The sequence below is a fragment of the Candidatus Villigracilis sp. genome (genome assembly GCF_057083605.1).
In genome coordinates, this window is record NZ_JBXMTI010000067.1 from 1 (window position 1) to 3672 (window position 3672).

3 protein-coding genes are annotated in these 3672 nt (G+C 47.3%); 1 reads left to right on the forward strand and 2 read right to left on the reverse strand.

What is annotated here, in order from left to right; genetic code table 11:
* The coding region (locus AC14M5_RS10420) for an LURP-one-related/scramblase family protein (RefSeq protein ID WP_484029599.1) at positions 1 to 513 on the forward strand (513 nt) is incomplete at its 5' end.
* Between the two features lie 238 nt (positions 514 to 751).
* On the opposite strand, the gene ftsH is transcribed toward AC14M5_RS10420, so the two are convergent.
* A complete protein-coding gene (gene ftsH, locus AC14M5_RS10425; protein ID WP_484029600.1) occupies positions 752 to 2557 on the reverse strand; it encodes an ATP-dependent zinc metalloprotease FtsH in 1806 nt (601 codons plus the stop codon).
* 328 nt (positions 2558 to 2885) lie between these two features.
* Positions 2886 to 3449: a YdeI/OmpD-associated family protein gene (locus AC14M5_RS10430; RefSeq protein ID WP_484029601.1), complete on the reverse strand. Its 564-nt coding sequence runs from the start codon at positions 3447 to 3449 to the stop codon at positions 2886 to 2888.
* Positions 3450 to 3672 lie beyond the last annotated feature (223 nt).

Consider the following 3672-nt stretch of genomic DNA (forward strand, 5'->3'; position numbering starts at 1 on the left):
AACCTGATCTCCATCGGAGATGATTTCTGGATCGAAAACCAGGAGGGCAAAAGAGTCTTCAAAATCGATGGTAAGGTATTTCGCATTCGCAAGACGCTGGTCTTTGAAGACTTGAAGGGCAATACCCTTTGCACCATTAAAGAACGATTGCTGACCATCAGAGATACGATGACCATTGACGGTCCTGATGGCGATCAGATGGCTGTGATCAAAAAAGCGCTCATCTCCCCGTTTCGTGACCGCTGGTCAGTCAAGATCAAGAATGGCACAGACCTCGACGTGCAGGGCAATATCCTTGACCATGAATATTCGATCAAGGATGGACGCAATAAGGTCGCGGAAATCTCCAAGAAATGGTTCAGCTTTACGGATACCTACGGTGTGGAGATCGACCCTGGACAAAATGACATCCTCATTCTGGCTGTGGCGATTGCCATTGATATGATGGCGCACGATGATGAGGGCAAGAAAGGCAAAGATAAGAAAGATAAACAGAAAAAAGGCGCCGAATAAAATAGCATAGGCTTTAAGTAAGTTGTGTCACCCTGAAGGAGCACTTTCCCTGGCACCGCCCGCCAGGGCAGGTGTCAGCGACTGAAGGGTCTCGAATGTAAGTCACGAGATGCTTCGCGCCTGAAAAACGGCGCTCAGCATGACACACTCCCTTATCCATTATTGACGTTAAGTACCAAAAGAAATGAAAACAGGAGCCAGCTTTTAAAGTTGGCTCCTGTTTTTGATAAGAAAATTTCTACATCAGCGCTGCGAATTCCTCGCGCGAAAGGGTTTCCTGTTGGAGCAAGGATTGTGTTACGCGCTCCATTGCATCGCGCTTTTCGGTGATGATACGTTTGGCTTCTGCATAACATTCATCAAGAATACGGCTGATGGCTTCGTCGAGTGCTTCAAATGTTTTTTGCCCAGCCCGCGGCGCGGACAATGCTTCATACCCATCAGGCTGATTGAAGAAACGCAAACCACTTGAGCTCATCCCCAACCGCATGACCATCTCCTCAGCGTATTGAGTAGCGACCTTCAAGTCGTTGGATGCGCCGCTGGTGATATCGGCGCAGAAGATTTCCTCTGCCACACGCCCGCCCATGAGACCGGTGATGCGGGCCAGAATCTGGTTGCGTGACATCAGCATCCTGTCCTCTTCGGGGAGCGCCATCGTGAAGCCTCCCATTTGTCCGCGCGGGATGATCGTGATCTTGTAAACGGGATCCGAATCAGGCGTGGTATGCATCACAACTGCGTGACCAGCTTCATGGTAGGCAATGGTGCGTCGCTCGTGTTCACTCATCACCCGACTCTTTTGCTGAAGACCGCCGGTCAGATTCTTCTCAATCGCTTCTTGAAAATCCTGTACCATGATCGTTTCGTGTCCACTGCGGACTGCAAGAATAGCCGCTTCATTCACGATATTGGCCAGGTCTGCGCCGACAAGCCCAGGTGTGGATTTAGCAACATCTTCCAGATTTACATCTGATGCGAGCAACCGATCCTTGGTATGCACTTCAAGTATGGCCTGGCGTCCTTTAATATCCGGGTGAGGGATATTCACATGTCGGTCGAAACGACCAGCGCGTGTCAATGCCGGGTCCAATACATCCATGCGATTGGTGGCACCCAATACAATGATGCCTTCCGAGCCGCTGAATCCATCCATCTCAACCAGGATTTGATTGAGGGTCTGATCGTGCTCCAATTCAGCACCTCCACCCATGGAGTTACGTTTGCGGCCCGCAGCATCAATTTCATCGATGAAAACAATACATGGAGCATTGGCACGTGCCTTCTTGAACAGTGAACGGACGCGGCTGGCGCCTAGGCCCACGAATACTTCTACAAACTCGGAACCTGATGTTGAGAAGAAAGGCACGCCCGCTTCCCCGGCGATGGCTTTTGCCATCAAGGTCTTGCCGGTGCCTGGGCTGCCCACCAGAAGGACACCATGCGGCAAACGTGCCTTCAAGCGTTCGTACATTGTATTGCCTTTTAGAAAGTTGACGATATCAACCAGTTCCTCGCGGCATTCGTCTATGCCAGCAACGTCCCTGAATGTGATATCCGGGATTGCGCCTTCTGCATATTTTTTGTTTGGTACCGCGAGACCGCCGCTGCTCATGCGTGTTGCGAGGAAGGCCATCGTGCCAAGCATTGCCAGAGTTACAAACATGCTGATAACTTTCTCGCCAGTTACCATATCCGCTTCGACGATTTCGTATTGCAATTTCGCCAACTGACTATCGCTGACTCCGAGCAGTGTTAATTGTTCCAGAAAGGAGGAATTAAGATCGCGTCTCACCGTATTTTGCGACCCATTCTTGTAATAGATGGTTACGATCCCGTTTTCCTCTGTATCTTCAATTTTCGACACTCGCCCTGCGGAGACTGCGGCTGCCACCTCGCTGAGGGGCACCGGTTCCTCCTGTGACTTTAGGCGGGTAAACAAACCGGCTGACATGATCGCCACCACGATTATTATCGCTACGCCAACCTTGGCGTGCTTATTTTTCTTGACATAATCCAGTATTTTTGTGATTGATTGTTTCATTCTGTCCTCGAGCTATCTTACAGGTCTTAAAAATTCTCCCTATATTACCTCTTAATAGGGAATTTATCCCCATCAATAATGTTATTAAACATTATAAAATCTTAATCTTTCAGAAGTGATAATAAAATGGAATGCTGAGTGGAGCAATTTGAATTTCGAGACCCCCTAAGTTGCTGATTAATAACTGATTAGACTTTATTGGTAATCGCGCATACCGTGATTTTTTATCCACAGGATTATTATCCGCAGATGACACGGATTTTCGCAGATTTTGCTTTTGAAATTCTTTAATCGGCGTAATCTGCGGATTATTTCCGATAATGTCTAATTAATAATGCTTCTCGATCCCGCCGAAACCGATCATCTTGTTCTTCTCTGTCATTTCAATAAAATAACGCAGGCGCTTCTTGAATTCTGTGGGGCGCTTTCTGGCTCCGTCAATAAAGGCGATTCGAATCCGCTTATAGGAAGCCGAAAATTTCTGAAAGTTCTTCCAGGCCTGCTTATTGGCTTTGATGGTTTTCAAAATATCGGGGGGGATCTTGAATTTCTGGTTCAGCACGTCTCCCAGAGTTTCCGCCACCTCTTTGATCACTTTTTTCTTCGCCACCAAATAGCGTAAGCGTTCAATGTTGGCTTGCGAATATTTGACATTCGGCCTTCTGGGAGAAAAGCGTTGTGCGGTTCGTTCGTCGTCGAGTCTTTTGGCTATGCTGTCGATCCAGCCGAAGCATAGGGCTTCCTCTACGGCAGCGTTGTATTCAATGCGCGGCTTGCCCGTCCCTTTTTTATAGTAGACCAGCCAGATTTCTTTTTCGCTTTTGTAATGCTGGCGGAGCCACTTGCGCCAATCAGCACGTTTTGTGACATGTAAGGTTTTAGATATGTTCATTGTTCAATCAATATCCTTTAATCCACTCTTCTCAAAAGTCCCAAATCCTTTTCATCTGCGTTTACCTGCGGTTAAAACACATCCTTAAGTCACTCAGAGACTGTCTGAAATCTCAACTTTATCGCTCGTCTCATAATTAAGTAAACTTTTCGTTGAGAATTACGAAGGAAAATCGAAGTTTTTGTTTACCAAATTATGCGATACTCTGTAGATATGGATTTGT